11 protein-coding genes and 7 pseudogenes are annotated in these 26,420 nt (G+C 56.6%); 14 read left to right on the forward strand and 4 right to left on the reverse strand.

Annotated features, from left to right (window positions below; genetic code table 11):
• Positions 1-2 precede the first annotated feature (2 nt).
• The 9 genes from ACP3TA_RS00155 to ACP3TA_RS00195 all read left to right on the forward strand — a co-directional run bounded on the left by ACP3TA_RS00155 (position 3) and on the right by ACP3TA_RS00195 (position 14,252).
• Positions 3-212, forward strand: coding sequence for a hypothetical protein (locus ACP3TA_RS00155; RefSeq protein ID WP_055313819.1), 210 nt, complete (start codon positions 3-5; stop codon positions 210-212).
• On the forward strand, positions 202-2,403 hold the full coding sequence (gene traD, locus ACP3TA_RS00160) for a type IV conjugative transfer system coupling protein TraD (protein WP_426784282.1): 2,202 nt from the start codon (positions 202-204) through the stop codon (positions 2,401-2,403). Before ACP3TA_RS00155 ends, traD begins: the two co-directional genes overlap by 11 nt.
• Complete coding sequence (gene traI / locus ACP3TA_RS00165; RefSeq protein ID WP_426784283.1) at positions 2,403-7,709, forward strand: conjugative transfer relaxase/helicase TraI; 5,307 nt, start codon at positions 2,403-2,405, stop codon at positions 7,707-7,709. Before traD ends, traI begins: the two co-directional genes overlap by 1 nt.
• Before the next feature lie 78 nt (positions 7,710-7,787).
• Entirely contained in the window at positions 7,788-8,006 is a 219-nt protein-coding gene (locus ACP3TA_RS00170) for a hypothetical protein (protein WP_038883546.1), read from the forward strand.
• Entirely contained in the window at positions 7,999-8,553 is a 555-nt protein-coding gene (locus ACP3TA_RS00175) for a phospholipase D family protein (RefSeq protein WP_426784284.1), read from the forward strand. Before ACP3TA_RS00170 ends, ACP3TA_RS00175 begins: the two co-directional genes overlap by 8 nt.
• 13 nt (positions 8,554-8,566) lie before the next feature.
• Entirely contained in the window at positions 8,567-9,349 is a 783-nt protein-coding gene (locus tag ACP3TA_RS00180) for a TraX family protein (RefSeq protein ID WP_426784285.1), read from the forward strand.
• A gap of 158 nt (positions 9,350-9,507) precedes the next feature.
• Complete coding sequence (gene repA / locus ACP3TA_RS00185; RefSeq protein WP_426784286.1) at positions 9,508-9,759, forward strand: replication regulatory protein RepA; 252 nt, start codon at positions 9,508-9,510, stop codon at positions 9,757-9,759.
• Positions 9,760-10,190: 431 nt separating this feature from the next.
• Positions 10,191-11,138, forward strand: coding sequence for a Replication protein (locus tag ACP3TA_RS00190; RefSeq protein WP_426784287.1), 948 nt, complete (start codon positions 10,191-10,193; stop codon positions 11,136-11,138).
• Between the two features lie 1,173 nt (positions 11,139-12,311).
• The gene (locus ACP3TA_RS00195; RefSeq protein ID WP_426784288.1) at positions 12,312-14,252 is read left to right on the forward strand and encodes a hypothetical protein; all 1,941 of its coding nucleotides are present in this window, start codon (positions 12,312-12,314) and stop codon (positions 14,250-14,252) included.
• Positions 14,253-14,704: 452 nt separating this feature from the next.
• Here the strand turns inward: ACP3TA_RS00195 and ACP3TA_RS00200 are convergent.
• Positions 14,705-15,919, reverse strand: a pseudogene (locus ACP3TA_RS00200) (IS91 family transposase).
• A gap of 179 nt (positions 15,920-16,098) precedes the next feature.
• Here ACP3TA_RS00200 and ACP3TA_RS00205 point away from each other — a divergent pair.
• From ACP3TA_RS00205 to ACP3TA_RS00220, 4 genes and pseudogenes are all read left to right on the forward strand, one after another.
• Positions 16,099-19,209, forward strand: a complete 3,111-nt coding sequence (locus ACP3TA_RS00205) for an autotransporter outer membrane beta-barrel domain-containing protein (RefSeq protein WP_426784289.1) — start codon at positions 16,099-16,101, stop codon at positions 19,207-19,209.
• A 1,000-nt stretch (positions 19,210-20,209) separates the two neighbouring features.
• A pseudogene (locus ACP3TA_RS00210) lies at positions 20,210-21,386 on the forward strand (IS256 family transposase).
• Positions 21,387-21,965: 579 nt separating this feature from the next.
• Positions 21,966-22,129, forward strand: a pseudogene (locus ACP3TA_RS00215) (IS91 family transposase); the annotation flags it as partial.
• 58 nt (positions 22,130-22,187) lie between these two features.
• Positions 22,188-22,373, forward strand: a pseudogene (locus ACP3TA_RS00220) (IS3 family transposase); the annotation flags it as partial.
• 76 nt (positions 22,374-22,449) lie between these two features.
• Here ACP3TA_RS00220 and pldA read toward each other — a convergent pair.
• The gene (gene pldA / locus ACP3TA_RS00225) at positions 22,450-23,328 is read right to left on the reverse strand and encodes a phospholipase A (protein ID WP_342186029.1); all 879 of its coding nucleotides are present in this window, start codon (positions 23,326-23,328) and stop codon (positions 22,450-22,452) included.
• Between the two features lie 332 nt (positions 23,329-23,660).
• On the opposite strand from pldA, the pseudogene ACP3TA_RS00230 reads away from it, so the two are divergent.
• Positions 23,661-23,811 (forward strand): annotated as a pseudogene (locus tag ACP3TA_RS00230) (hypothetical protein); the annotation flags it as partial.
• 21 nt (positions 23,812-23,832) lie between these two features.
• Here ACP3TA_RS00230 and ACP3TA_RS00235 read toward each other — a convergent pair.
• Together ACP3TA_RS00235 and ACP3TA_RS00240 are read right to left on the reverse strand one after the other, a co-directional pair.
• Positions 23,833-24,660, reverse strand: a pseudogene (locus tag ACP3TA_RS00235) (IS5 family transposase).
• 530 nt (positions 24,661-25,190) lie between these two features.
• A pseudogene (locus ACP3TA_RS00240) lies at positions 25,191-26,306 on the reverse strand (IS91 family transposase).
• Positions 26,307-26,420: the final 114 nt, after the last annotated feature.

The following is a 26,420-nucleotide window of genomic DNA, read 5'->3' on the forward strand; positions in this document are numbered from 1 at the left end:
CGGTGGCTAAAGCGCACAACAAGAACCATGCCACCACCCTGCGTCTGGATGACGGCGCATTGGGGCGTCTGCAGCGCATGGTGGCTGAGAATCCCTTCTACAACCCCTCGCATGTGATGCGTGGCGCCCTGCTGGCGCTCAGTCGGTTGACCTACAGCGAGCGGGAGGCCTGCATTCTGGACGCGGCGAAGGGAGGCGTTGATGAGCTTTAACGCCAAGGACATGACGCAGGGCGGGCAGATCGCCTTTATGCGTCTGCGGATGTTTGCCCAGATTGGTAACCTGATCTTCTACGGCCTGTTTATCGCCTTTCTTATCGTGGCGGTCAACGTCCTACTGTGGCGCATTTCGATGCAGAACCTCACCAACGGCCTGATTTACTGGTGGGTACGAATGCTCGACAGCTGGCCCAGCATTACGCCTTCCGAGTCGGTTTATCACCTCGACTACTACGGCAAGCAGCTGGTCTACACCGCCAGTCAGGTCTTGGCCGACCGCTATGTCGTCTATTGCGGGCAACTGGTCTGGCGTGAGGCCGTGTTTGCCGCCGGCGTGGGCGTGGCGGCTTGTGTGGTGGGCGGTATCGTCACCATTTGGGTGTTGGGACGTCAGGGTAAGCAGCAAAGCCAGGACGAAGTCACCGGGGGCCGCACGCTGACCGACAAGCCTGCCGACGTCGCCAAAATGCTCCGGCGCGACAACCGGGCGTCGGATATCCACATCGACGCGTTACCGTTGGTCAAAGACTCAGAAATCAAGAACATCCTGCTGCAGGGCAGCGTGGGGACAGGTAAATCGGTCACCATGCGCAAGCTGATGGACTATGCGCGGGCGCGCGGCGACATGGTGGTGGTGTACGACAAATCCTGTGACTTCATCAAGGACTACTATGATCCCAAAATCGACAAGGTGCTCAACCCGCTCGATGGTCGCTGCGTGTCCTGGGATCTGTGGTCGGAGTGCCTGACGCTGCAGGACTTTGAGAACGTAGCCGATATTCTTATTCCGATGAGCGGCAGCGAAGATCCGTTCTGGCAGGGGTCGGCACGCACTATCTTTGCGGAAGCGGCCAACCGCATGCGTAACGATCCGGATCGCAGCTACGCCAAGCTGCTCAATACGCTGCTGTCTATCGACCTGCCGCGACTGCGCGCCTATCTGGAAGGCACGCCGGCATCGAACCTGGTGGATGGCAAAATCGAGAAGACCGCCATATCCATCCGTTCGGTGCTGACCAACTATGCCAAATCGATCCGCTACCTGCAGGGCATCGAGTCGCTGGGCGACACGTTCACTATCCGCGACTGGATGCGCGGCGTGCAGGACGGCGGCAAAAACGGCTGGCTGTTCCTGACCTCCAACGATGACAGCCACAAATCCCTCAAGCCGCTGATCTCCATGTGGCTGTCGGTGGCGTCGCACAGTTTGCTCTCGATGGGCGTCAACCTTAATCGCCGGGTGTGGATTTTTGCCGACGAACTGCCGACGCTGCACAAGCTGCCGGATCTGGTCTCTCTTATCCCGGTGACACGCAAGTTCGGCGGGTGTTTCGTGCTGGGTATCCAGTCGTATGCCCAGCTGCAGGACATTTATGGCGTCAAGTCGGCCGCTTCCCTGATTCAGGTTCTCAACACCCGATTCTTCTTCCGCTCCCCCGATAAGGAAACCGCAGAGTTCGCCGCCGGTGAAATCGGCGAGAAGGAGCAGAAAAAAGCCTCCGAACAATACTCCTACGGCGCTGACCCGGTCAGAGACGGGGTGTCGTTGGGTAAGGACAAAGAGCGCGAAGGGTTGGTGAGCTACAGCGATATTCAGTCACTGCCCGATCTTTGCTGTTACATCACGCTTCCTGGCCCCTATCCAGCGATAAAAATGAAGCTCAAGTTCCAAAAACGCAACCAGAAGGCTCCACCATTTATCGAGCGTAAGCTCGACCTAGAGGCAGATAACCGTCTGGAGACAGCGCTGGATGGACGTGAACTGGTGCTCGGCAATGTTAGTGCGCTCTTCGCGCCGCTGGAAGAGAGCCATCAGACCGTGACAGCACCGGGGACCGCCAGGATAACGGACAAAGGCGATAAGAAGCCTGTCGCCGGGCCGGCTGACAGCGACAAACCGGCGATATCGACTGCGGCCAATACGACGGGTGCCGCCACTTCAGGCGGCGGTACGGAACAGGAACTCAAGCCCAGGGTGGAAGAGGCCGAGCAGTTGCCGCCGGGGATCAGTGGCGACGGCGAAGTTGTGGACATCGCACAGTATGAAGCCTGGCAGGCGCAGCAGCAGGCCATGGGGCAGCAAGCCATGCAGCGCCGGGAAGAGACCAACATCAATATCGACAGGCATCGGCGCGAACTGGCCGAAGTTCATTATGGGGACAGCGAACCGGGAGATGAATTCTGATGATGAGCATTGGCCAGGTCGGCCCCGCCGGTAAAGCCGGCGACTACTACACCCATCAGGACAACTACTACGTGTTGGGCAGCATGGACGAACGCTGGGTGGGCCAGGGCGCAGAAGCGTTGGGCCTGTCTGGGAAGGTGGACGTCAAAGACTTCGTGGCCGTGCTGGAAGGTAAGCTGCCGGACGGCAGTGACCTGACCCGAATGGTCGGTGGCGAGAATAAACACCGCCCCGGCTATGACCTGACGTTCTCGGCGCCCAAGGGCATCTCTGTTCTGGCAATGTTGGGGGGCGACAAACGCCTTATCGCCGCGCATAACCACGCGGTAGAAGTCGCGGTGCGGGAGGTGGAGAAGCTGGCCTCGACGCGGGTGATGGAGGGCGGTGTCTCCGAGACTAAGCTAACCGGTAACCTGGTGGTGGCGCTGTTTAACCACGATACCTCACGCGACCTTGACCCACAGATGCACACCCATGCGGTGGTAGCCAACGTCACGCAGCATGACGGCAAGTGGCAGACGCTGTCCTCCGATACGGTCGGCAAGACCGGGTTTATCGAGAGCGTGTATGCCAATCAGGTGGCCTTCGGCCAGATATATCGACATGTGTTCCGTCAGGATGTCGAAGCCATGGGGTACAAGACCAAGACGGTCGGGCCGCACGGTATGTGGGAACCCGACAATATGGACTCAGTGATTGATGTGTTCTCCAAGCGCAGTCATGCCATCGACGCTGCTGCCGGCCCTGATGCCTCACTCAAGTCACGGGATATGGCGACGCTCGATACCCGCAAGGCCAAGGTCGCCAGCGATCCGGCCGAATTAGCGGTTGTCTTGATGCAGGAAATGAAGGCCACCGGTTTTGATATTCAGGCTTACATGGCCGAGGCGCAGTCTCGCACGATGGTGACGCCGTCCCCAACGCCGCTGGAAGCAGGGGGCGATGCGCTGGTCGACCAGGCCGTGGGGCAGGCCATTTCAGCGCTCTCTGACCGGCAGGTCAACTTCACGCATAACCAGGTGGCCAACAAGGCTATCAGCTATCTCTCCGGGGAGCCGGGCATGCTGGACGCGGTACGTGACGGCATCGACCGCGCCATCGAGCGCGAGCAGCTTATCCCGCTCGACAAGGAGAAGGGCGTCTTTACCTCCGATATTCATCTGCTCGACGAGCTGAGCGTGGCGCAGCTGAGCCGCACGCACCTTGACGAGAGCGCGGTGGTGATCGGTGCGCCAAAGTCTGACCCGCGCACCGGCAGCATACCAACCTACAGCGATGCCGTGCAGCAGCTTGCGCAGCATGCGCCGGCGATGGCGGTGTTGTCGGGAATTGGGGGGGCATCGGTAAACCGTTCCCGCGTGGCGGAAGTGGTGGAGCTGGCACGCGAGCAGGGCCGTGATGCCACCGTGCTGACCGTTGACCGGCAGTCACAGCAGTATCTGCAGCAAAGCGTCCATCTCGATGAAAGCCGCGTGGTGACGCGCGCTGCGCTGGGTAGCGAAGCGCTGTTTGCGCCTAACAGCACACTGGTCGTTGATCAGGCGGAGAAAATGACGCTCAAGGAGACCGTAGCGCTGCTGGATGGTGCGGTGCGTAACAACGTCCAGCTGGTGCTGATGGATACCGAAAAGCGCAAGGGAACGGGCAATGCCCTCGCCGTCATGAAAGAGGCCGGTGTACCCCGCTATCAGTTCAGTGGCCGTCAGGCGGTGGTGGCAGAAATGGTGAGCGAGCCGGACAAGGCGCAACGCTTCGGCCAGCTGGCCAAAGGCGTGGTGCAGGCATTTGTCGAAGACCGGCCGGCGGTGGCACAGGTGAACGGCCCGGCCGACCAGCGGATGTTGACGGCCATGATCCGTGACGAGCTGAAAAATACCGGGCTGCTGGGACGCGAAGAGACCACCGTTGCGACGCTGACACCGGTATGGCTGGATAGCAAAAACCGCGGCGCCATCGATACCTACCGGGAAGGCATGGTGATGGAGCGCTGGGATGCGGAGAGCCGGCAGCGCGAGCGGTACGTTATCGACCGGGTCGGTGCACAAACGCGCAACCTGGTGTTGCGTAACGCCGAGGGTGAAAAGCACACGCTTGCCGCCAAAGCCGTGGACAAGGACTGGTCGTTGTTCCGGGCCGGTACGATGGGTGTTGCCGACGGCGAACGCCTGCGGGTGCTGGGTCAGGAAGGACGGGGCAAGGATGCGCTGAAGGCCGGCTCGGCGCTGACGGTTGTGCGTGCCGGCGCCAGCGAGCTGCAGGTGCGCGTGGCCGGCGAGCCGGATGCGACGCAGAAGCCGGCGGACCGAGCGCTTGCGGTCGGCAGCGATGTTTTCAGCGCCGTCAAGGTGGCGCCGGCGTATGTGGAAAGCCTCGGCGCCTCGGTGAGCAGTACGGCGGCGGTCTATGCCGCGGTGAAGAAAAACGAGCTTAACAGCGCCACGCTGAGTGGCATCGCCCGCAGCGGCGGGCACATCACCCTGTATTCAGCGCTCGATGCGCGCAAGACGCAGGAGAAAGTGGCCCTGCATCCGGCGTACCGTCTGGCGGGCGAACAGGTCAAACAACTGGCCGGTAAGGAGGGGCTTAATGCCGCGATCGCCGGGCAAAAATCGGGGCTGTTTACTCCGGCGCAGCAGGCCATTCAGCTGGCCATTCCGACGCTGGAAGGGGATAGCGTCGCGTTTGGCCAGGCCAAACTGCTCGCCGGCAGTCTCGGTTTTGCGGCCAAAGGCGTGTCGATTGAGGCCATCCAGACGGAAATCGAAGCGCAGGTCAAACGCGGGGAGCTGCTGAAAGTGGATGTCGCGCCCGGCGTCGGGGCTGATTTGCTGGTTTCGCGCGCCAGCTTTGAGGCGGAGAAAAGTATTATACGACTGATAGCCGACGGGAAGGACAGCCTGCCGCCGCTGGTAACGAAACACGACACGACACAGAGTAGTGAGCCCGGCCAACAGATGCACAGGGATGAGACATCGGCGTTGACCCAGGGGCAGCGGCAGGCTGTTGACCTTATTTTAACCACAACCGACCGCTTTGTGGCAATACAAGGTTATGCCGGAGTGGGGAAAACCACCCAGTTCAAGGCGGTCCTCGCCGGGATAGAGCAGTTGCCTGAAAGCGAACGTCCTCGCGTGGTGGGGCTGGCGCCAACACACCGCGCGGTGGGGGAAATGCAGGCAGCCGGCGTCGATGCTCAAACGCTGGCGTCGTTCCTTCACGATGAGGGGCTGAAGGTCGCCGGCGGCGAGAAACCGGACTACCGCAACACGCTGTTTGTGGTGGATGAGAGTTCGATGGTGGGCAACAGCGACATGGCGCGCGCCTACGCGTTGATTGCCGAGGGTAACGGCCGCGCGGTGATGAGTGGTGACGAAGCCCAGCTGGAAGCGATTGCGCCGGGCGCGCCGTTCCGGCTGGCGCAGGGGCGCAGCGCCATCGATATGGCGGTCATGAAAGAGATTGTGCGCCAGACCCCCGAGCTGAAGACGGCGGTGTACAAGATGATTGAAAACGATGTGCCCGGCGCGCTGGACGTGGTGCGAGCCGTGGCGCCGGCCAACGTGCCCCGACAAGCTGATGCCTGGGTGCCGGCGCAGTCGGTCGTTGAATACCCCACGAATGGGCCGGATAACATTCATGCCGCGATTGTCAGCGATTATCTGGGGCGCACCGAGGCAGCCCGGCGGGATACGCTGATCATCACCCACCTTAATGCCGACCGGCACATCATCAATGCCGGCATTCACCAGGAACGTAAAGCGGCGGGCGAGCTGAAGGGGGAAGCCGTCAGTCTGCCCATCCTGGAGACTGCCAATATTCGCGACGGCGAGCTGCGCAAGCTGGACACCTGGGCGCGTCACCGGGACGCCGTCGTCCTGCTGGATAACACCTACTACCGCATGGCCGACATCGACAGTCAGTCCCGTACCGTCAGCCTGCAGGACAGCGAGGGCAATACCCGGCAGTTTTCCCCGGCAAGTGCGGTGCGTGAAGGCGTCACGCTGTACAACCCGCGCACCATCGAGGTGAACGTGGGCGACCGCATGCGCTTCTCCAAGTCGGACGTCGAGCGCGGGCATGTGGCCAACAGCGTCTGGACGGTCGAGGCGATAAAAGGTGACATGGTCACGCTCTCCGATGGACAACAGACCCGGACCGTCAATCCCCGCGAGCAGCAACAAGACCGGCACGTCGATTTGGCCTATGCCATCACCGCCCACGGTGCCCAGGGGGCCAGCGAACGTTTTGCCATCACGCTCGAGGGGGTGGAAGGCGGGCGTGAGCCGCTGGTCAACCGGGCGTCGGCCTATGTGGCGCTCTCGCGCGCCAAGGAGCACGTGCAGGTGTACACCGACAACGAAGCCGGGTGGCTGAATGCTATCGGCAAGGCGAAGGCGCGCACCACGGCCCATGATGCAGTGCTGGGGATGGCGCCGGGCAGCCAGAAAGCGGCCGCCGACCTCTACGGCAAGGCCGAACCTTTGGCAGGTAACGCCCTGGGGCGCGCGGTGCTGCGCGGTAGCCAGCTTACCGGCGACACGCTGGCGCACTATGTGTCGCCGGGCAAAAAATACCCGCAGCCCCACGCCATGCTGCCGATGTATGACGCCAACGGCAAACCGGCCGGCGCCTGGCTGGCGCCACTGGCTGACACCCAGGGAAAAAGCGTCGGTGGACTGCCGACGCAGGGCCGGGTGCTCGGCAGTGACAGCGCGCAATTTGTGGCGCTGCAGGGGAGTCGCAACAACGAAACCCGTCTGGCCGGGACGATGCAGGACGGTATCCGGCTGGCGGCGCGCTATCCCGACAGTGGCGTGGTGGTGCGCCTGCAGGGGGACGACGTGCCGTTCAATCCCCAGGCGATGACCGGCGGCAGGGTGTGGGTGAATGACGAAACGCTCAAGGCCACTGCACGGGAGAGCGGCGCGTCCGACAATGTCATTAAATTGCCGGAGAGTCCGGAAGAACGCCTGCAGCGTGAACTGCAGACGCAGGCCGACAAACTGGGCCGTGAACCGAACGCCCCTGACCCACAACGGCTGGCCGGGCTTAACGATGAGCAGCTGCGTGCGTTGCTTGCGCGCGGCGAACTGCGCGCCGAGGACGTGAAAGACCGTCTGCCGGAGGCGGTCATGCGGGAGGTGATGGGGCAGGATGTGGCACAGCGGGTTGATGCCGCTGTCCGCCAGGTGGCGCGCGAGCCGGTATCGACTCGCAGCCGGCTGCAGCAGGATGAACATAACCTGGTGCGGGATACCCATGCGGAGCGGGAACTGAACAAAGAGAAAACCCTGGGCGGCGACTGACGCGCTGCGCTTGTCCAACGCCGCGCGGGACAGGTGACGAGCCCCTGCCCCGCACGGCATTACCAAAAGGAAGAACGGATGAACACAACCCAAAACGTATCAACGACGCAGGGCGTCTTGTTAACCACTGCTGTCTTGCTGTCCGGGGCTACGACGCTCTGGGGATATGTGCAGTGGGACGTGCTGAGCGACCTGCCGCTGTATTGGCGCAATGCGCTCGTCCCGTTGCTGCTGTTGGTCTTCATGGGCATGAAGCACCTGCAGGCGCGGCTGAACAAGGCGGCTCCGCATGAATAAGGCACCGCGACTCCCCGCCCGCGTGTTTGGCGTTGCCGCCCTGGTGTTCAGCGGCTGGCTGCCGGCATCGCCCCTGTTGGCGACGCCGGTGGTACAGGTGGGGTTTTCGCCGGAAGGGACGGCGCAACAGCTGGTACTGAGCGTTATCGGCGAAGCGCGGCGCGATATTCGCCTGATGGGGTACGCCTTTACTTCGCCGGAGGTGGCGCGGGCGCTGATTGCGGCGCACCGGCGTGGGGTGGCCGTCGGGGTGGTGGTCGATGCGAAGGCCAACCAGAACGGCGCCGGCCGGGCGGCACTGAACCTGCTGGCTAACGCCGGCGTGAACGTCAGGACGGTGAACAGCTATAAAATTTTGCACGACAAGGTGATCGTCGTGGATGGCGTGACGACAGAAACGGGAAGCTTTAATTTCAGCCGATCGGCACATCGCGCCAACTCAGAAAATGTGGTGGTGCTGCGCGACATGCCGGAAGTGGCCAAACAGTACCTGGCTCACTGGCAATCCCGTTGGGCGCAGGGCCAGGACTGGCAGTCGACTTACTAAGAAAGGAAATCGGATGGCAATGTTCGATCCGCACAGCGGAAAACTACAGCAGGTACACGAGGTAGTGCGCTTCACCCCCCTGCAGCAGGACGTACTGAAATTTTTGGCGCTGGTGCTGATGGTGTTTGACCACGCCAACCGGGCGCTGGGGCTGCATGAGCCAGTGTTGTTGCTGCTGGGGCGGGGAGCATTTCCGCTGTTCGCCTTGCTGTGGGGGTACAACCTGGCGTCGCGGCCTGTCCGGCAGACGCAGGCGACTCGGCTGTGGATATGGGCTGTGGTTGCGCAGCCGGGCTATTGGCTGGTGATGCGTCATGACGGGCTGGCATTTACCGATCCGAATATTTTGTTCCTGTTCGCTGCCGTGACACAGGCGCTGGCCGTGGCGTCGTTGCCGATGCGCAAGAGCGCACCTAACCCGGTATTGGCCGGCGGCGTTTTGCTGGCGCTGTGGTGGGCGTATGGCGCCACAGACGGCAGTTACGGTACTGCCGGCGTTCTGTTGCTGTTGGCCAGTTATGGGCTGTGCGTTTCCCTGCCGGGGTACGTGACGGCCGTCTGGCCGGTGCGCGGGCTGGCGATCGTGGCCTGGCCGCTCTTGGTGCTGATGCTCAATGCCGAGCTGGGCGGCACGATGATGCTGGCCGGCCTGCTGCTGCCGGCAGTGCTCATCCTGGGGACGCTGCCTCTGGCGACGCCGTTCAATCAACGGCGACTGTTGCCGCGGGGGTTTTTCTTGTACGGCTATGTAGGGCACTTGTTGTTGCTGGCGTTGCTCGCCTGGTTGGTTCGTTAAGACGGTAAAAAAATCGATGATGCAGATCTCAGTATGTAGGGCAATATCCGCCAATATCATATGTTCTGGACAGAAAAGATCGCTTTGAAGCTGCTAAGCCAAGGTTTTTGTAGTAGTCTCTGCTAAATGATCCTTTTTAGATCCTTGGGGAGGCTGAAATGACACAAGCCGCAAGCGTAATAACTTCCTCATCGAGAACGAAACGTTCCTATCGTAAGGGGAGTCCGTTGAGCGCCGCTGAACGGCAGCAAATCTCTCTGGAACGGAAGAAAAGCACACACAAAGAAGTCCGTGTTTTTGTTAGAGACTCACTCAAGCATCAACTTCAAAGCATGTGTGAACGAGAAGGTATTACACAGGCCGAAATGATTGAGCGATTGATTGAAATGGAGTCGACAAGACACATTTGAAATGCAACGACATCACATTCTTGATCGTTGTAGCCGTGAGTGCTAGATTACTGATCGTTTAGCAGAATTTTTGGTTGGCCACGCCGCAAGGTGGCAGGGAAGTGGGTCTGGAGGTTGTTACCAGAACACTGAAAAGCAAAAACCCCGATAATCTTCTCTATCTTGGCGGACGGGAAAGATTAACGGGGCTCACTTAAAACTGTATAGAAGCGTTGCTCTATGCAGGGAGTATAGTTTTATGCCTTTTAAAGGTCAACTCCTTCGGCGCAACATAAGCGCAGGGCTACTTGAATAGCCAATTTGCGAATGTTGAGCACCACATCAATGAATCCCGTGGCTCCCGGCGTGGCGAGGCTAATGCGCTTCGGCGTGGACAACAAAAAATTCATCGGCGCTATACGCCAAACCTATGCTGCCGGGTGCCGAAAGGCATGGCGAGCAAAGTTGTTGCTCGCATGAGTAGTCACGACTGGCGGCGTAATGATGATCTGATCGAGCTGCGCCGGCAGGGCTACATCCCCTATACCCAACGCAATAACCCAGACTATCGTCCCAAACCGATGCGTATTGCCGCGCGGTCGGAGAGCCGTGAGGCGCTGACGGTGCTTTCCCTCGTGCTGGGGGCAAACTGCGACTATAACCCGGACAGCGACTACCCGTTCGAGATCATGCTGCCGTTCGAGGACGTGGCCAAAGCCATGGGAGTGCTGCACGTCTACGAAAGTGGCCGAAAGGCTTATGACGTGGCGTTGCATGCGCTGTCGGTGCTCGAGCAGCTGGACTATCTCATCGTGTCGCGCGGGCAGGATACTGACACTGGTCAGAACAAGCCGCTGCGCATCTGGCTGACGGAGAACTTCTTCACCAGCCGCGGCATCCGGGTGGACGAAATTCGCCAGTGGCTGAACCAATACCGGCTGTGGGCGATTAAAAACGGCCTGACTGAAACGCTCAGGCAAAAATACGAGCGCCACCTGGTTCGCATCGCGCATCTGGGGATCGACATCGAGCGCAAGCACTCGCTGAAGAACCGGCTGAAAAAGATCCGGCGGTGGGTGGTGAGTCCCGACCTGCAAAACCTTAAGCGCGGCGCGGAACAGGCGATTGGCAATGAACTGGCCAGGCGGCAGCAGAACGAGCAGCGATTGGATACGCTGCTGGATGACACCGCCGCCGGCATCAAAAAGCTGGCCGCAGCCCGTCGCCAGAAGCAGAACGGCTTTTATCAGGCCTGGGTGCAGTGGACGATGGGCAGCTCGCCGCTGAAGGCGATGGAGCTGGAAAATACGCTCAAACGTGAACAGCCTGGACTGCTGAACAGCGATCCAGAGGCATTCTACCGGCTGCTGCTGGAGCGTGCTGGCGCCATTCCAACCTAATTTTCCGAACATAGCTTGCTTTACCCTGCCTGACCTGCGGGGGTTTTGTGCTGCCAGTTTCCCACCGCTGATGCCTGGTTGGCTATTGATCCCGCATGTTTCGGCAGAGGCCGGCATGATTTTCGCGACCGCCGACGTCGATCGGGGATGCAGACAATAGCGCCCGACGAGGAATAACCCTTTAACTTCGACATTAACTTCGAAAAGGTACTCAGTAATATGCTTAATTTCGAAGGTTGTTTCTGAACAAACTAAGCCCTTTAAAAAGGGAGTAACTCAGCGCACCGGCTTACGCCGTTGCCGTTGAGTACCTCCCTCACTTCGCTCGGGCAAAAAACAACATCACCCTTAACATTCCAATCTTACTCGGCAAAACCTGAAGTAGCTCCTGCAGCAACAGCTGCAGGCAAAAGACTCTGAACCCAAGCAAGAACTGGCGAGATTTCCCAACCAATAAAATTCGCCAACCTTAGCCCCACAAACCCCCTCCCACCGCTGAAAAGCGCCGCCGCCCCCCGGCCGAAGGCCGGGGAACTGTGTCGCTTTTATGATGAGTGTTGTAACTAAAGTGTTAGGTGTGGCTGTAGGTGGTGGCGCTTTGGGGTTTGGTGTACACGCCCGTAAGCGCCCTTACAGGCCGCTAACGCGGAGATACGCCCCGCCTCTGGCGGGACCACTCCGACGGCGTAATGTTGCTTCCGTATGGCTTTTAGTGGGTTAGCTTAGCAGGGCTGTGAGTGGGTGCGGTGAAACCTATCAAAACCGAACCGGCTGCGCCGGGCTACCGGCGCCCCTTGCCTGTGGATGTCCTTTTTGGCTGAGGCTGGCGCCTTCATGCGCAGAGCGCATATCGCGCTGTTTTGTAACAACGATGGCACAACAGATGTACCTTGCGGAAACAGTATTAATGTAATATTTTACTGTATATATATACAGCTATGTGACTGTCTCGCACCACTCCCCAACAACAGTTCAAATGAGGACATCAAGATGGCTGAACAAAAGAAAAATGACCAGGTACAGGATGGCGTCAACGACGACATCACCTAATTGAAATCACTCACAACGCTTCGCTGCTAGGAACAGAGAACACAGTATAACATTGTAAATATAACCCTCCAATAAACTAGGGTTATTCAAATAAACTAACATCACTTTATTTAAGGGTAATACATGCCAGTTACTATTAAACAGACTCAAGAAAACTCACTTACCGCCTATCATGGTGTTAAATTTGGGGATGTTGATACTGTCTTAAGTGGAATTAAACGTCCAGATGGATCAGCCGGTAACTTTGACAATGAGTGGAAAGGATTCTATGTCGCAGATCAGCAGCGTGGGGCAATAGGATATGCCACGGTGTCTGATGAATATGCAAATGCAGCCATGGCGAAAGGGGATTATAGCGCGTATGAAAAAGCAGGGGCCTTACTACAAGTTGATTTCCCAGGACCTGTCACTGTGGTTGAAGTAAACTCAGAAGCTGATGCGGTAGCAATAAAAAAAGCACTTGGTCTTGATGCAAATAAACCTCTAATTGACCAAATGGGACACCCTGACACTATCCGTTCTAAATGGCCAAGCTCAAAATTAGTGGTTCTAAAAAGGGAAGTTGAGACACTTCCAGGAACTTATGAAATAATTATTCCTTGGAATCTCGCCGAAGCAGGAAAGCCAGTAGTAGTTGAACGTTTTGATAAATTAAAACGCGGTGAAGATGCTCGACAGGCTCTAGACTCCAAGCTTAGTTGTGGATTAAATGCCCGCTCTAAAAGATCAGTTTCTACCGGCGACAGAATATGTGGTCTTGACTGGGAAAGAATAAGAAAAAAAGCCGTCGATAAAGCTAAATCAGTCACATCTGACAAAATGTTTATCAACTCCTTGCCCAAGAAAGAAAAAAACAACCCTGCCACTAAAAATGACATAAAAAAAATCTACGAGTCATCAGCTAATCACTCTATCCTAAAAGGGGGAAGTAAAGTTATTCATAAGGCATCATTAGTCTTGTGGGTCGCTAATACTGCCGATGTTTTAACTAGTAATTCGTCATCAACTCTTGATAAAGCTACTGCTATTATCGGTATTGTACCCGGCATTGGGGATGCTTTTTCACTGGCTGATTCTATTGAGCATGAAGATGTTGAAGGCATTATCACAAGTTCGATTGCCTTAGCGGCATTCACTGTTGCGCAAGCTATACCCGTGGTAGGCGAACTCGTCGATTTAGCCTTACTTACAGAAGTAGCTATTTCATCGCTAGTTAACGTAATATCTAATTATATCCAGTCCACGCAAAGACCTGCCGTAACACTGCCAGGGACTATTTCTCCGGTAACTGTTAACGGTATAACACTAAAATGGCGTTCAGAGGTAGATCAGACAATTTCGTTGCCTCCAGATTATGGCCGAAAAGTTCAGATTTTAGAAATTTCTGCAGAACAGGGAAAAAGTGCCCCTCTGGTTGCTATTGTAGGGCATCAGAATGACGGCTATTTCAATCTTGAGCCTGAGCGGGTGATTATCATCCAAGACGATAAAATAACTACCGTTAACACATCATTTGTATCTCAGAAGTCAACTTACGTGGCCTTCCCGACTTCACCAATAACAGTAGCATACGGACGCCCCGTTTCTCTACGTCTCTCATATACGACAAAAAATACTGGTAACCATACGGTCAGATCTCCATTCATAAATATCGCAATTGGTAATAATGGCCAATCTTCGCCTCCTGCACCACTTGACGTACCACAGGGTGTTAATGACCTCCTCGATAAAAATTTCTGGGTGTCAACTCGATTTTATGTTCACAGCACCAAAGAGAGCTACTCGAAAGTCAGCTATTTCAACCAGGGCGGCTATGTGGCTAGTCTAGAAATTTCTATCGGGAGTAAAATTTTATCGACCAGCAAGCTAGCTGTGGGACAAACAGAAGTTATAGATCTCACTGAACATAATATACCCGAGGGCTCAATATTAAGCACTAGAATCAATATCAGTCTTGGTCCATACAAAGAGGGACCCCAAATAAAATATGGTATAGGAAGTGGCGAGACAGCCAATCTTAAATCATGGGGAACAATATTCAGCCCTCAGCTAGATTTTGGTTAATCAGCAACCCATCTTACCAGTGATGAGCGGCCGGAAAAATCTGGGGGTTCCGGCGTAGAAACCCATTAGCACTGGTGGTAGGGCAACGCGATGAACGTGGAATCTCAACCATGCACCAACTGACGAGGCTTCTGTCTCGTCGGTTTTTTTCTTTCTGGATCGGGGTTTGAGGGGCAATGGAACAAAACATACAGGGGGTAGTGTCCGGGTAGCTGCGATAACTGCCAACTTTTTGCTCCCTCCTCCTTCACGTATAAACGAATGTTTGTGCAACCATCTCTGTCCCAACGTAACGATGCGGCCTCGTGCATGGTTAGGAGATTGGATCGTTTCTTTTTGAGGGCGACTGTCCATGAATAGTAGCGCGACGTCCCCCCTGATGGGGCGGTATCGCCGATGGGTTATGCGTAAAAATGCCTGTTTTGCTGTATTTTTAATCCCAAACCTGTTTTTTAGGCGCACTTATCCAGAGTCGGTGACTGAAGCCATCGTTTTTTCTCCATCCGTTTCAGCCTGGCCGACAGTAATTCTGTCGCATGCCTGCCAGCCTCGGCGCCGGCAAATCGTAGCCGATCACCGCACAAGATGCATTGGTACGGATCTGTGCCCAAGAAGCCTTTCATCAACACCGCGAACCCGGGCCGTTTGGGCTCGCCATCGACAGCGCTTCGTAGACCTTCGGCAGCAGCGAACCGCGCTTGCGGTTGGCCAGAAAGCCTTAGTAACGCACCATTTTAAAGTGTCGGGCCGGGATATGGCTGACGTAACGCTGCAGCATCTCCTCCTGGCTGATTTTCTGGCGTTTGCGTTTCTGCGTGCGGTGATCGTAATACTGATGGACTACGGCACAGCCGCGGAAGTGGCTCAGCTGAGAAGCGGCCACCGGCGGGCGCTTCAGGTACCGGCCGAGGTATTTCACGCTGCGCCAGGCACCGCGCGTCTTTTCGGCAAAATGCACTTTCCAGGCGCGGCGATATTGCGCATGCAGATAACGGTGCCACCGTTCTTCATTACGGATATGACCGAGGCCCGGCAGGCCGCCGGGATTGATTTGCGCAAAGTTGTCGCGCAGCAGGTAAACCACGGCGTTGCGCCAGATGGCTTCCACTTCTTTCTTTTTTAAAGAACAGATGGCGCCAGACGCCGTGTTTGATGTCGAGGCCGCCGCGGGTGACAGAGACGTGGATATGCGGGTGCTGATTGAGTTGCCGGCCGTAGGTGTGCAGTGCGCAGAAGATGCCTATTTCGATCCCCTGCCTGCGGGTCCAGCGGAGCATGGCCCGGGGCGCGCAGCGAAACAGGTCGTTGAGCAGGGACCAGTTGTTGTTGAAGAACGGCCACAACAGGTGAGGCATGGTAAACGTGATGTGCTGCCAGTCGCAGTCGGGCAGGATGTGCTGCTGTTAGGCGATCCACTGCTCGGTGGCCTTGAGGCCACAACTGCTGCAGGCCTTGGACTTGCAGCTCTGGCAGAAAAAGCGGGCATGGGTGCAATCCGGTGAGGCACAGCAGTAGCGGCGAACACCCATGGCACAAGTGCCGCAGGCGAGCATGCGCTCGACGGCGAGTTTGGTCCAGTCGCTGAGGGTGTCATCGTGTTTGTCGAGATAGCGGCTCCAGCCGTCGTCATGCTGGAACAGAAGCTTTGCAGGTCGCGGTATGTACATGCAACACAGTATAAAATGCGTCGATGAAGGTAGAAAAGACTTCGGCTGCGCAGCAGGCGTGCTACCGTTCCACAGGCGTGGCGGTGTTCAGATTGTTGAGCTATAATTATTTAGTGTTAACAAAGTGTTACGCAAAAATATTATATAACATATGCAAACAACAAAGGACGGTATCTGGGATGGAGAAGAAACTTAGAGGAGTCAAATCCGCTAGTGCGGCCTTCGGCTGGCCTGAAATCGGAGTTCATCGCGCACAATGGAGCGCGATGCTGATCTGCCTGACGGCGATCGGCGGGGCGCAGGCCTCCAGCTACATAGAGAATGGTCAACCTGGCGATCCGGCCAGCTGGCGCACCGCCGAATTCAACGCCAACTGGGGGCTGGGGGCGATCCACGCGGATCAAGCATACGCCGCCGGGTATACCGGAAAAGGCATCAAAATCGGTATTTTCGATCAGCCGGTCTACGCCGAGCACCCGGCGTTCGCCGGTGATAATAAGGTGCTCAATCTGGTTACCGAAGGCATCCGCGAATATACCGATCCCTATATTCCGGTGAAAAAAGGCGACGCTTTCCACTATGACGGCACGCCGAGCGTGGATTTCAGTGGCTCGCTCGGTACGCACGGCACCCACGTGGGCGGCATCGCCGCCGGCAGCCGCGACGGCGGCGCCATGCACGGGGTGGCATTCAATGCGCAGATCATCAGCGCCGAAACCGGCGATCCCGGCCCGGAGGACGGCATCATCCTCGGCAACGACGGAGCGGTGTATAAGTCAGGGTGGGATGCGCTGGTGGCCAGCGGCGCGCGCATTATCAACGACAGCTGGGGCATCGGTATTACCGAACAGTTTTATGAAGGCGGGTATGACCCGGCTTATCCGAATTTCACCGTAAACGATGCGCAAAAGCAGTTCGATCAGATCAAACAGATCCTGGGCACCAAGCCCGGCGGTGCCTATCAGGGCGCGATCGACGCGGCGCGCAGCGGCGTGGTCACCATCTTCGCCGCCGGTAACGATTACAACCTCAACAACCCGGACGCCATTACCGGCCTGGCCTATTTCGTGCCGGAGATTGCACCGAACTGGCTGACGGTCTCCAGCTTGCAGGACCCCTCTAATAGCGGCGACTACAGCATCAGCATCTTCTCTACCCGCTGCGGCTACACCGCCAGCTTCTGCGTTTCGGCGCCGGGGTCCGATATATACAGCTCGGTGATTGAAGGCACCAGCGTGGAGAATCTGACGGCCGGCTACGCCAAATACAGCGGCACCTCGATGGCGGCGCCGCACGTGGCCGGCAGCGTTGCGGTGCTGATGGAGCGTTTCCCGTATCTGAGCGGCGCACAGGTGGCGGAAGTGCTGAAAACCACCGCCACCGACATGGGCGCGCCGGGCATCGACGCGCTCTACGGCTGGGGGATGATCAACCTGGGCAAGGCTATCAACGGGCCAGGCATGTTGGTGACCGCCGAGGATATTCCGGCGGAGTTCCGTATTCCGGATCCGACGGGCGTGGCCTACGGCCCGACCCAGTTCGTGGTGGATCTGCCGGGCGTCGGCGCGGTGCTGGACAAGGGTAAACCGACCGAGCGCGTCTGCAGCGATGTGCTGTGCGGGCTGGACGTCTGGAGCAACGATATCTCCGGCCACGGCGGCCTGACCAAGCAGGGTATCGGCACCCTGGTGCTGACCGGTAACAACACTTATTCCGGCCCGACGCTGGTCAATCAGGGGCGGCTGGCGATCAACGGCTCGGTCACCTCGGACGTCAGCGTGCAGAGCGGTGGCATCGTCGGCGGCAGCGGCACGGTCGGTTCGCTGACCGCCCGCCGCGGCGGCACCGTGGCGCCGGGCAACTCGATCGGCACCCTGAACGTGGCGGGCAACGTCAGCTTCGAACCGGGTTCGCGCTACGCGGTGGAAGTGGGGCCGAACGGCCAGAGCGATCGGATCCAGAGCAGCGGCTCGGCGACGATCGGCGGCGGCGAGGTGGCGGTGACGCTGGAGAATAGCGCCAACCTGCTGACGCAAAGCGAGGTGCGCAGCCTGCTGGGCCAGCAGTACACCATCCTGAGCGCGCAGCAGGGGGTGAGCGGGCAGTTTGACGCGGTGGCGCCGAACTACCTGTTCCTCGGCACCGGGCTGAGCTACCAGCCGGCCGGGGTGACGCTGAGCGTCGGGCGCAACGGCACGAGCTTCGCCAGCGTGGCGCAGACGCCGAACGAGCGGGCGGCGGCGGCGGCGGCGGATACGCTGGCGGCGGGCAACCCGGTGTACGAAAGCGTTCTCAACAGCGGCACGGCGGGCGAGGCGCGGCAGGCGTTCCGTCAGCTGTCGGGGCAAATCCATGCGGATATCGCGTCGGCGCTGGTGAACGACAGCCGCTACCTGCGTGAGGCGCTGAACGGGCGGCTGCGTCAGGCGGAAGGGCTGGCGAGCTCGTCGGCCATCAAGGCGGACGAGGACGGCGCCTGGGCGCAGCTGCTGGGGGCGTGGGACCACGCGTCGGGCGATGCCAACGCCACCGGCTATCAGGCCTCGACCTACGGGGTACTGGTGGGGCTGGACTCGGCGGCGGCGGCCGACTGGCGGCTGGGGGTAGCGACCGGCTACACCCGCACCTCGCTGCACGGCGGGTACGGGTCGAAGGCGGACAGCGACAACTACCACCTGGCGGCGTACGGCGACAAGCAGTTCGGGGCGCTGGCGCTGCGTGGCGGGGCGGGCTACACCTGGCACCGCATCGACACCAAACGGTCGGTGAACTACGGGATGCAGTCGGACCGTGACACGGCGAAGTACAGCGCGCGCACCGAACAGCTGTTCGCAGAAGCGGGCTACAGCGTGCAGGGCGAGTGGCTGAACCTGGAGCCGTTCGTCAACCTGGCGTACGTGAACTTCGAAAACAACGGCATCGCGGAAAGCGGCGGCGCAGCGGCGCTGCGCGGCGACAAGCAGCACACGGATGCGACGGTGTCGACGCTGGGGCTGCGCGCGGACACCGCGTGGCAGGTGACCCCGGGCACGACGGTGGCGCTGCGCAGCGAGCTGGGATGGCAACACCAGTACGGCGGGCTGGCGCGCGGCACCGGGCTGCGGTTCAACGGCGGCAACGCGCCGTTCGTGGTGGACAGCGTGCCGGTGTCGCGCGACGGCATGGTGCTGAAGGCGGGGGCGGAAGTGGCGGTGAACGAAAACGCCTCGCTGTCGCTGGGCTACGGCGGGCTGCTGTCGCAGCACCATCAGGACAACAGCGTCAACGCCGGCTTCACCTGGCGCTTCTGACGTTCAGCGGTCATTACAACGACAACGGAGCCGGCATGCCGGTTCCGTTTTTTATCCCTGCATAAAGGGGTTGTAAGCAGGAAGTCGCCAAAACTTTGTGGTCTGCTATTTTTAGTAATTTTTCGAAACATCGTAATGCCATCAGCAATCCCCTTAGCCAGACACCCCATCTATTTCTGAGTTTTCTGTTTATGCAGCAACGACTGACTTATCAAGCCATACCATGATCCCATTTTAGCTTGGTGCTTTGTGGTATACAGGGCTGTTGTTAATTTGCAAACTTTTACTTTGCCATGGAGTTGTAGTGGCACACTGTTGTGGTATACCCAAAAGAAAAGATTGATGGCATCGGGAGGTGAATTTTGATTTGCAGTTATTGTGAGGACGTGAAGGATGTTGCGAGCATGAAAAGATAAACGCGAGCAAAGTGGCAGTCAATGTGAGCAAAAAAAGCGGATAAACGCGAGCACGCCGGTTTTCAAACGCGAGCCGATACACATAACCGTTACCGATTTCTGTATTTAACGAAATGTTATTTTCATTAAATATGGGGCTAGGGGTGTGACGCTCAGTGTGTAGTGGTCAACTAATACTGGCCACTATAAATTATTTCACTTTATTACGAGCCTGATTGTATGAAGTCATCTTACATCGAGGACAAAGTAAAAAGAAGAAGAAAGATAGCTTTTGTTTTAGCTTCTTTGATGATTTTTTATTTACATAACCTACGCAGCGAAGATTAGCTGTCAAGTTGTATTGATGGAGTCCATACATGAATGGACGAACTATATCTCAATGAGCGTAATCGTAGGAGGTATCTATTCTGTATTTTGCCAAGAAAGTAGAAAAAACTCATTGAATTATTCTTCATGGGCTTTAGCGTTGGTTTTTTATGTTCACTGAATCTTTACTCAGTTTGTACTGTGTGGAGCCTGTACATAAATTTATGTAATTGCCTGATTTTGATATGTTCAACCCAATATCAAAAGCAGGTTAATTTATGGACGAAAAACAGTTGCAGGCTATGGTTAACGAACTGGCCAAAAAATCTCAAAACCCCTGAGGATCTCAACCAGTTTGATCGCCTGCTGAAGAAAATCAGCGTCGAGGCAGCGCTCAATGCTGAAATGACTCATCACCTCGGCTACGATAAACATCAGTCCAAACCGGCGACCAACGCCCGCAACGGCTTTACCCAAAAAACTGTCATCACTGGCGATGGCCCGCTGGAGCTGCGTGCATCGCGCGATCGTGATGGTTCCTTTGAACCCCAGTTGGTGAAAAAGAACCAGACCCGGATCACCGGGATGGATAACCAGATTTTATCTTTGTACGCCAAAGGGATGACCACCCGTGAGATAGCGGCGGCGTTCAAAGAGCTGTATGACGCCGATGTCTCGCCAGCGCTGGTCTCAAAGGTAACTGATGCCGTCATGGAGCAGGTCACCGAATGGCAAAACCGGCCACTGGATGCAGTCTATCCCATTGTTTACCTTGACTGTATCGTCCTGAAAGTCCGGCAGGACAGTCGGGTCATCAATAAATCCGAGTTCCTTGCCCTGGGTATCAACATCGAAGGCCAGAAAGAACTACTGGGTATGTGGCTGGCCGAAAACGAGGGCGCGAAGTTCTGGCTCAATGTGCTGACCGAACTAAAAAATCGCGGCCTGAACGATATCCTCATCGCCTGTGTCGACGGCCTGAAAGGCTTCCCGGACGCCATTAACACAGTGTATCCGGAAGCCCGCATCCAGCTGTGCATCGTGCATATGGTGCGTAACAGCCTGCGGTTCGTCTCCTGGAAGATCTATCAGGCTCCCACGGAAGAAGCAGGCCAGCAGGCGCTGGAAGCGTTCGCCAGCGCATGGGACAGCCGCTACCCGCAGATAAGCCGGAGCTGGCAGGCAAACTGGACCAACCTAGCGACGTTCTTCGCTTACCCGGCAGACATCCGCAAAGTGATCTAAACGACCAACGCCATAGAGTCGCTGAACAGCGTGATCCGACATGCCATCAAAAAACGGAAGATGTTCCCGACGGACGACGCAGTGAAAAAGGTGGTGTGGCTGGCAATCCAGGCAGCATCACAGAAATGGACAATGCCACTGAGGGACTGGCGTATGGCGATGAGCCGTTTTATTATCGAGTTCGGTGACCGCCTGGACGGTCACTTCTGAGAAAAGGCATTTACACAGAATCGTGTACAGGGTCCCCAGCGCACCTCTCGCACGAGAAAGCCGCCTGCGGGGTTGATGTGTGGAAAAATTACGCTATGCTCTTAACCAGCTTAATGACACCATCCTCATAACAAGAAAGGCCGTGATATATCCCTGCTGTGCGACATGCCCACCGTCATGTCGCATTTTTTTACCCCTTGCCCGTCAGAGAAAATTAAGTATGATAGCAGTGCTGACTTTGCCTCTACCCGGTTTGAGCCAGCCGATATTTCTACCAGAAACAATCCATGTGTATACGTAGATTCTTCCTTATGCGCCGCCCAAACGGCGCTTTTTTTATGCCTCATCTTCGTTTCATGGTTAGGTAAACTCAATCGGCCCTTTTTGAGTTTACCTAACCATGAACGTAGCACCTCTGCGGGACGAGCACGGCAGCACTGCCGCCTCTACGGTCTTTAAGCCCGAGCCTCACATAAACGATGGTGCCGCCTTACGGCCGGCAGCACGCACGGTGGCGCATACCCCACCGCAGCACCGACGCCCTTTTCCTGTTCCCTGCCGCCCTGTAGACTCTGCACCATGTATATTCCCCGCCCGGCAAAGCTGCTGTTCCAGCACAATGATGGCTGGGGCGCTATCTCGACAAACACGGCGACGGCCTCAGCGACTGGACCAAACTCGCTGACGAGCGCATGCTCACCTGCGGCATGGGCGTGCGCCGTTACTGCTGTGCCTCACCGGACTGAACCCATACCCGCTTTTTCTGCCAAAGCTGCAAGTCCAAAGCCTGCAGCAACTACGTTCTTCTGGAGTCTGAATACCGAATGGGTGCCGACGAAGAGCTATAACAGCTTCAACGAAGCCGTGAGCGCGATAATCCGCTATTACAGCACCGTGCGGCCTCACTGGTATAACGTTGGTCTGACGCCCAACGAATCTGAGCGGCTGTACTACTTACAGTCTAATGCGATGGTAAGTATTAGTTGAATACTGCAGGAATACCGGTGGCAGAGGGCATCGTTAATTTAAGATACAAAAGCAGTCCGGTTATGGCGGGTCAAGATCACATAATATCGTTCAGCATTACACCAACGCCCACCCGTGTTTGCCGGAAGCTATAGTCGATCAGCGATTCGCCGTATCCGCTGAACACTTGGGTATAGAAGCGCACGTTGCGGGTGATCGGATAGCTCCAGCCCAGTTCCGCGCCGCCGTAGCCGCTGTTCCAGTTGTAGTGGCTGTCGACGCTGAATACGCTGTCGCCCCAGGCGTAACCGACCTTCAGCCGATAGTATCCCATGTATTTGTTGATGTCCGGGTTGTCGTCGTTGCTCGAGCTCTCCGAGAAGCGGAACCAGGGCTTGAGATCCACCTGCCAGTTGCCGTTTTGCGCCATCAGCCGCGCATAGCCGCGATTCCAGCTACGCGACGTCGGAACCGAGCGGCCGTTAGACTGATGGTTAACGCCGATTTCAACATCGCGCAGCGTCCAACCGGCAAAGCGGTAATCGGTCGCCCACCCCACGAACAACTGCGGCTCGTAGTTGGTTTCGCGGAACGGCGAAGACTCGCCGCGGTTGGACAATTGCCACCAGGAGCGCTGAGTATAAGACGCGCCGAGCACCGAGTTGTCGCCGGCAATGCCCCGCAACAGCGGAAACGCCAGGCTAAGTTGGTATTTCACCTCGTCCTTGCGCGCCTTGTCGGCCCAGTTGTACGTCTTGATGGCCTCTTTGTTGATATCGCTGGTGTCGGTGTAGAGCAGGTAATTGGGATCGTAAGGATACAGCGTGAACGGATTATCGTGCTCCTGCAGCAGGTTGGCGATAATGCTGCCGCGCACCGCCGGCTTATCGTGAATCTGCTGCTTTTTGGCTTCTTCAGCCAATGCCAGCGCCGGCATCAGCAGCGTGGCGGAAACGATCCCTGACAAAATGCGCATAACCTCTCCTCACTCCAACGAAAAAGGGCAAGCCGGAAAACATCAGGCCATTCTACACACAAAGGGCGTTTTACCGCAGCGCAAGCCGGTATTATTGGAATAGTCTGGAAAGCAATAAAGGCTAAGCATGAAATCATTATTTCATTAAACTGGACTGACTAGTTGGCTCCCTTAAAACGCAAAAGAAAAACGGAAACCCGCTATGTCGACCATACCACTGGCCCTGGAAGCTCCCCGCTGACGTGCTTGATGGTTAGGAAACTCAATCGCCTCCTTGGCCGCTCCTTCCTCTTGGATACTATGCTAAAACAGGCTTAATTCGGAGAACTACCATGGAAAACATTGCGCTAATTGGTATCTGACCTAGATAAGAACTTTTTCCACACCCATTGCCAGAATAGCAACGGGAAGGCGGTTTATCGAAAAAAACTCACAAGGCAAAAGCTGCTTGAATTTCTGGCACAATTTACGGCAACTAGGCTGTGTCCCTTAATTGCATAAACTTCAATAAAACAATCGGATGCAACCCAGTTTCACCATCGCCAGATAACTCCTCGCCGTTTTGTCGTAACGTGTGGCGATGCGACGGTATTCTTTCAGGCGGCCAAAACACCGCTCAACAACGTTGCGATTCGGTAAGCTTCACGAACGAGTTGTGAACGATCGTCCAACGCCACGTTTTCATTAGATTTTCACGGGATAACTGCTTTTATACGACTTCTTTTCAGGTCGTTACGTAGTACATAACCTGATTACGCTGTGTCAGCAAGCACTGTATAACCACGACACTTCATGCTGCCGTTCTGGCGCTGAACACCAATACCGTCCAAAAGACTTAATGCGAACTTGCTTTCGTGGGCCTGACACGGGCTTAACACAATATTCAACGGGAGACCGCTTCCGTCTGTCGCCAGATGGATTTTGGTGTCAAAACCGTCGCGATAGCGACCCAGGCTGTGATCTCCTGTGATATCGAGATGTTTTTTTGTGCCCCGGCGGCGCATCTGAGCGCACGGATACTACAGCCATCCATTGCCGTCGCTGACCAGTCAACGAGACCATGGTTATCATGAGGCGCTGGTAACTTATTAAAAAAATGTTAATTACTCCTGACTTTGACCACCGGTTAAAACGGTTGTAAGCGGTCTTCCATGGACCCTATCGGTCAGGCAAATCGCGCCATGGGGCATCAGAGCACAACACCCAGAACATACCGTTGATAATCATATTATTGTCTGCCCATGGTCGTCCGGCCTGGGGTGTTGCAGGCTGATCGGGCAACAGCGGCTGGATGAGAGACCATGCTTCATCGGAAAGGTCGTAGCGAGCTATAGTTCAATGTGTTTTGGAAACAAACAGTTACTGTAGCTCAGGTGATTAAGGGAGATAGACTTGTTGACTACTACACCACTCACAATATATGTATCATACTCAGACTATTCCAAAGGAGGGGCTATGAGATTTATATATTTATATATTTTCATTCTAGGTGGTTGTACTAGTTATCATCCTGAAAAAGACCAATGCCAATATTTTTCTGGCGAAACTTCAGCGAAGTGTGTTTCGGGAAGTTACTATGATATTACAGGCGCAGGTGATTTGTTTACCACTACACCACCACCCAGTAATAAAAAAAGTAGTATTTAGATAGGGAGCTGAGGTGCTGAGGGAGCCACACAAATTGACGCTAATAAACAAGCACCATTTTGTGGAAAATCCTTGATGGTTAGGAAACTCAATCGACCCTTATTGGGTTTCCTAACCATGAGCAGCGACGATAAAGATCTGCATGCGGTGAGGTCTGAAGCGGAGTAATGCGTTAAAATGCCATTTTTGCTGTGCTTTGAAGATGTACCCTATTTTTATTCACCCTTATCCAGAGAAGGGGGGGGAAGCCATCGTTTTTTTGCCATCCGCTGTAGCTGGTCAGAGAGCAGTTTGGTGGCGTGCTCGCCCGCCACGGCGCTGGCAAAACGCAGCCAGCCCTCGCACAGGATACATTGGTACGGATCGGTACCCTGGAAGCCTTTCATCAGCACTGCAAATCCGGGCCGCTTCGGTTTTTCACGTACCATCATCGCCAGCGCGTTGTAGACCTTCGGCAGCAGCGAACCGCGCTTGCGGTTGGCCAGAAAACCGTAGTAACGCACCATTTTAAAATGCCGCGCAGGGATATGGCTGACGTAACGTTGCAGGATCTCCTCCTGGCTGATCTTCTGGCGTTTGTGCTGCTGCGTGCGGTGGTCGCAATACTGACGGACCACGGCACAGCCGCGGAAGTGGCGCAGCTGAGAAGCGGCCACCGGCGGACGCTTAAGGTACCAGCCGAGGTATTCCACGCCGCGCCAGGCGCCGCGTGTCTTTTTGGCGAAGTGCCTTTCCAGGCACGGCGATACTGGGCATGCAGTTAGTGGTGCCACCGGTCTTCGTTACGGATATGGCCGAGGCCCGGCAGGCCTCCAGGGTTGATTTGGGCGTAGTTGTCGCGCAGCAGGTAAACCACGGCGTTGCGCCAGATTTTCTCTACCTCTTTCTTTTTAAAGAACAGCTTCCGCCAGGTGCCGTGTTTGATGTCGAGGCCGCCGCGGATGACGGAGACGTGGATATGCGGGTGCTGATCGAGCTGCCGGCCGTAGGTATGGAGCGCACAGAAGATACCGACTTCGATCTCCTGTCGGCGCGCCCAGCGTAGCATGGCGCAGGTGGCGCAGCGAAACAGGTCATTGAGCAGGGGCCAGTCGTTGTTGAAGAACGGCCACAACTGCTGCAGGCTTTGGACTTGCAGCTTTGGCAGAAAAAGCGGGTATGGGTTCAGTCCGGTGAGGCACAGCAGTAACGGCGCACGCCCATGCCGCAGGTGAGCATGCGCTCGTCAGCGAGTTTGGTCCAGTCGCTGAGGCCGTCGCCGTGTTTGTCGAGATAGCGCCCCAGCCATCATTGTGCTGGAACAGCAGCTTTGCCGGTCGGGGAATATACATGGTGCAGAGTCTACAGGGTGGCAGGGAACAGGAAAAGGGCGTCGGCGCCAGCCGTCTCACGTCGCAGACGTGCTCATTTTATGCGGGTGTTAACGCTGCGGCGAGGGCATGAGC

The organism is Serratia sp. 2C06 (assembly GCF_050037615.1).
GTDB lineage: Bacteria > Pseudomonadota > Gammaproteobacteria > Enterobacterales > Enterobacteriaceae > Serratia > Serratia ureilytica.

Excerpts from the sequence above, each read along its gene's own strand:
- repA (WP_426784286.1), top strand. The coding sequence starts at position 9,508 with ATGACACAAGCCGCAAGCGTAATAACTTCCTCATCGAGAACGAAACGT.
- ACP3TA_RS00190 (WP_426784287.1), top strand. The coding sequence starts at position 10,191 with ATGGCGAGCAAAGTTGTTGCTCGCATGAGTAGTCACGACTGGCGGCGT.
- traD (WP_426784282.1), top strand. The coding sequence starts at position 202 with ATGAGCTTTAACGCCAAGGACATGACGCAGGGCGGGCAGATCGCCTTT.
- ACP3TA_RS00195 (WP_426784288.1), top strand. The coding sequence starts at position 12,312 with ATGCCAGTTACTATTAAACAGACTCAAGAAAACTCACTTACCGCCTAT.
- ACP3TA_RS00180 (WP_426784285.1), top strand. The coding sequence starts at position 8,567 with ATGGCAATGTTCGATCCGCACAGCGGAAAACTACAGCAGGTACACGAG.
- ACP3TA_RS00175 (WP_426784284.1), top strand. The coding sequence starts at position 7,999 with ATGAATAAGGCACCGCGACTCCCCGCCCGCGTGTTTGGCGTTGCCGCC.
- pldA (WP_342186029.1), bottom strand. The coding sequence starts at position 23,328 with ATGCGCATTTTGTCAGGGATCGTTTCCGCCACGCTGCTGATGCCGGCG.
- ACP3TA_RS00205 (WP_426784289.1), top strand. The coding sequence starts at position 16,099 with ATGGAGAAGAAACTTAGAGGAGTCAAATCCGCTAGTGCGGCCTTCGGC.
- ACP3TA_RS00170 (WP_038883546.1), top strand. The coding sequence starts at position 7,788 with ATGAACACAACCCAAAACGTATCAACGACGCAGGGCGTCTTGTTAACC.
- traI (WP_426784283.1), top strand. The coding sequence starts at position 2,403 with ATGATGAGCATTGGCCAGGTCGGCCCCGCCGGTAAAGCCGGCGACTAC.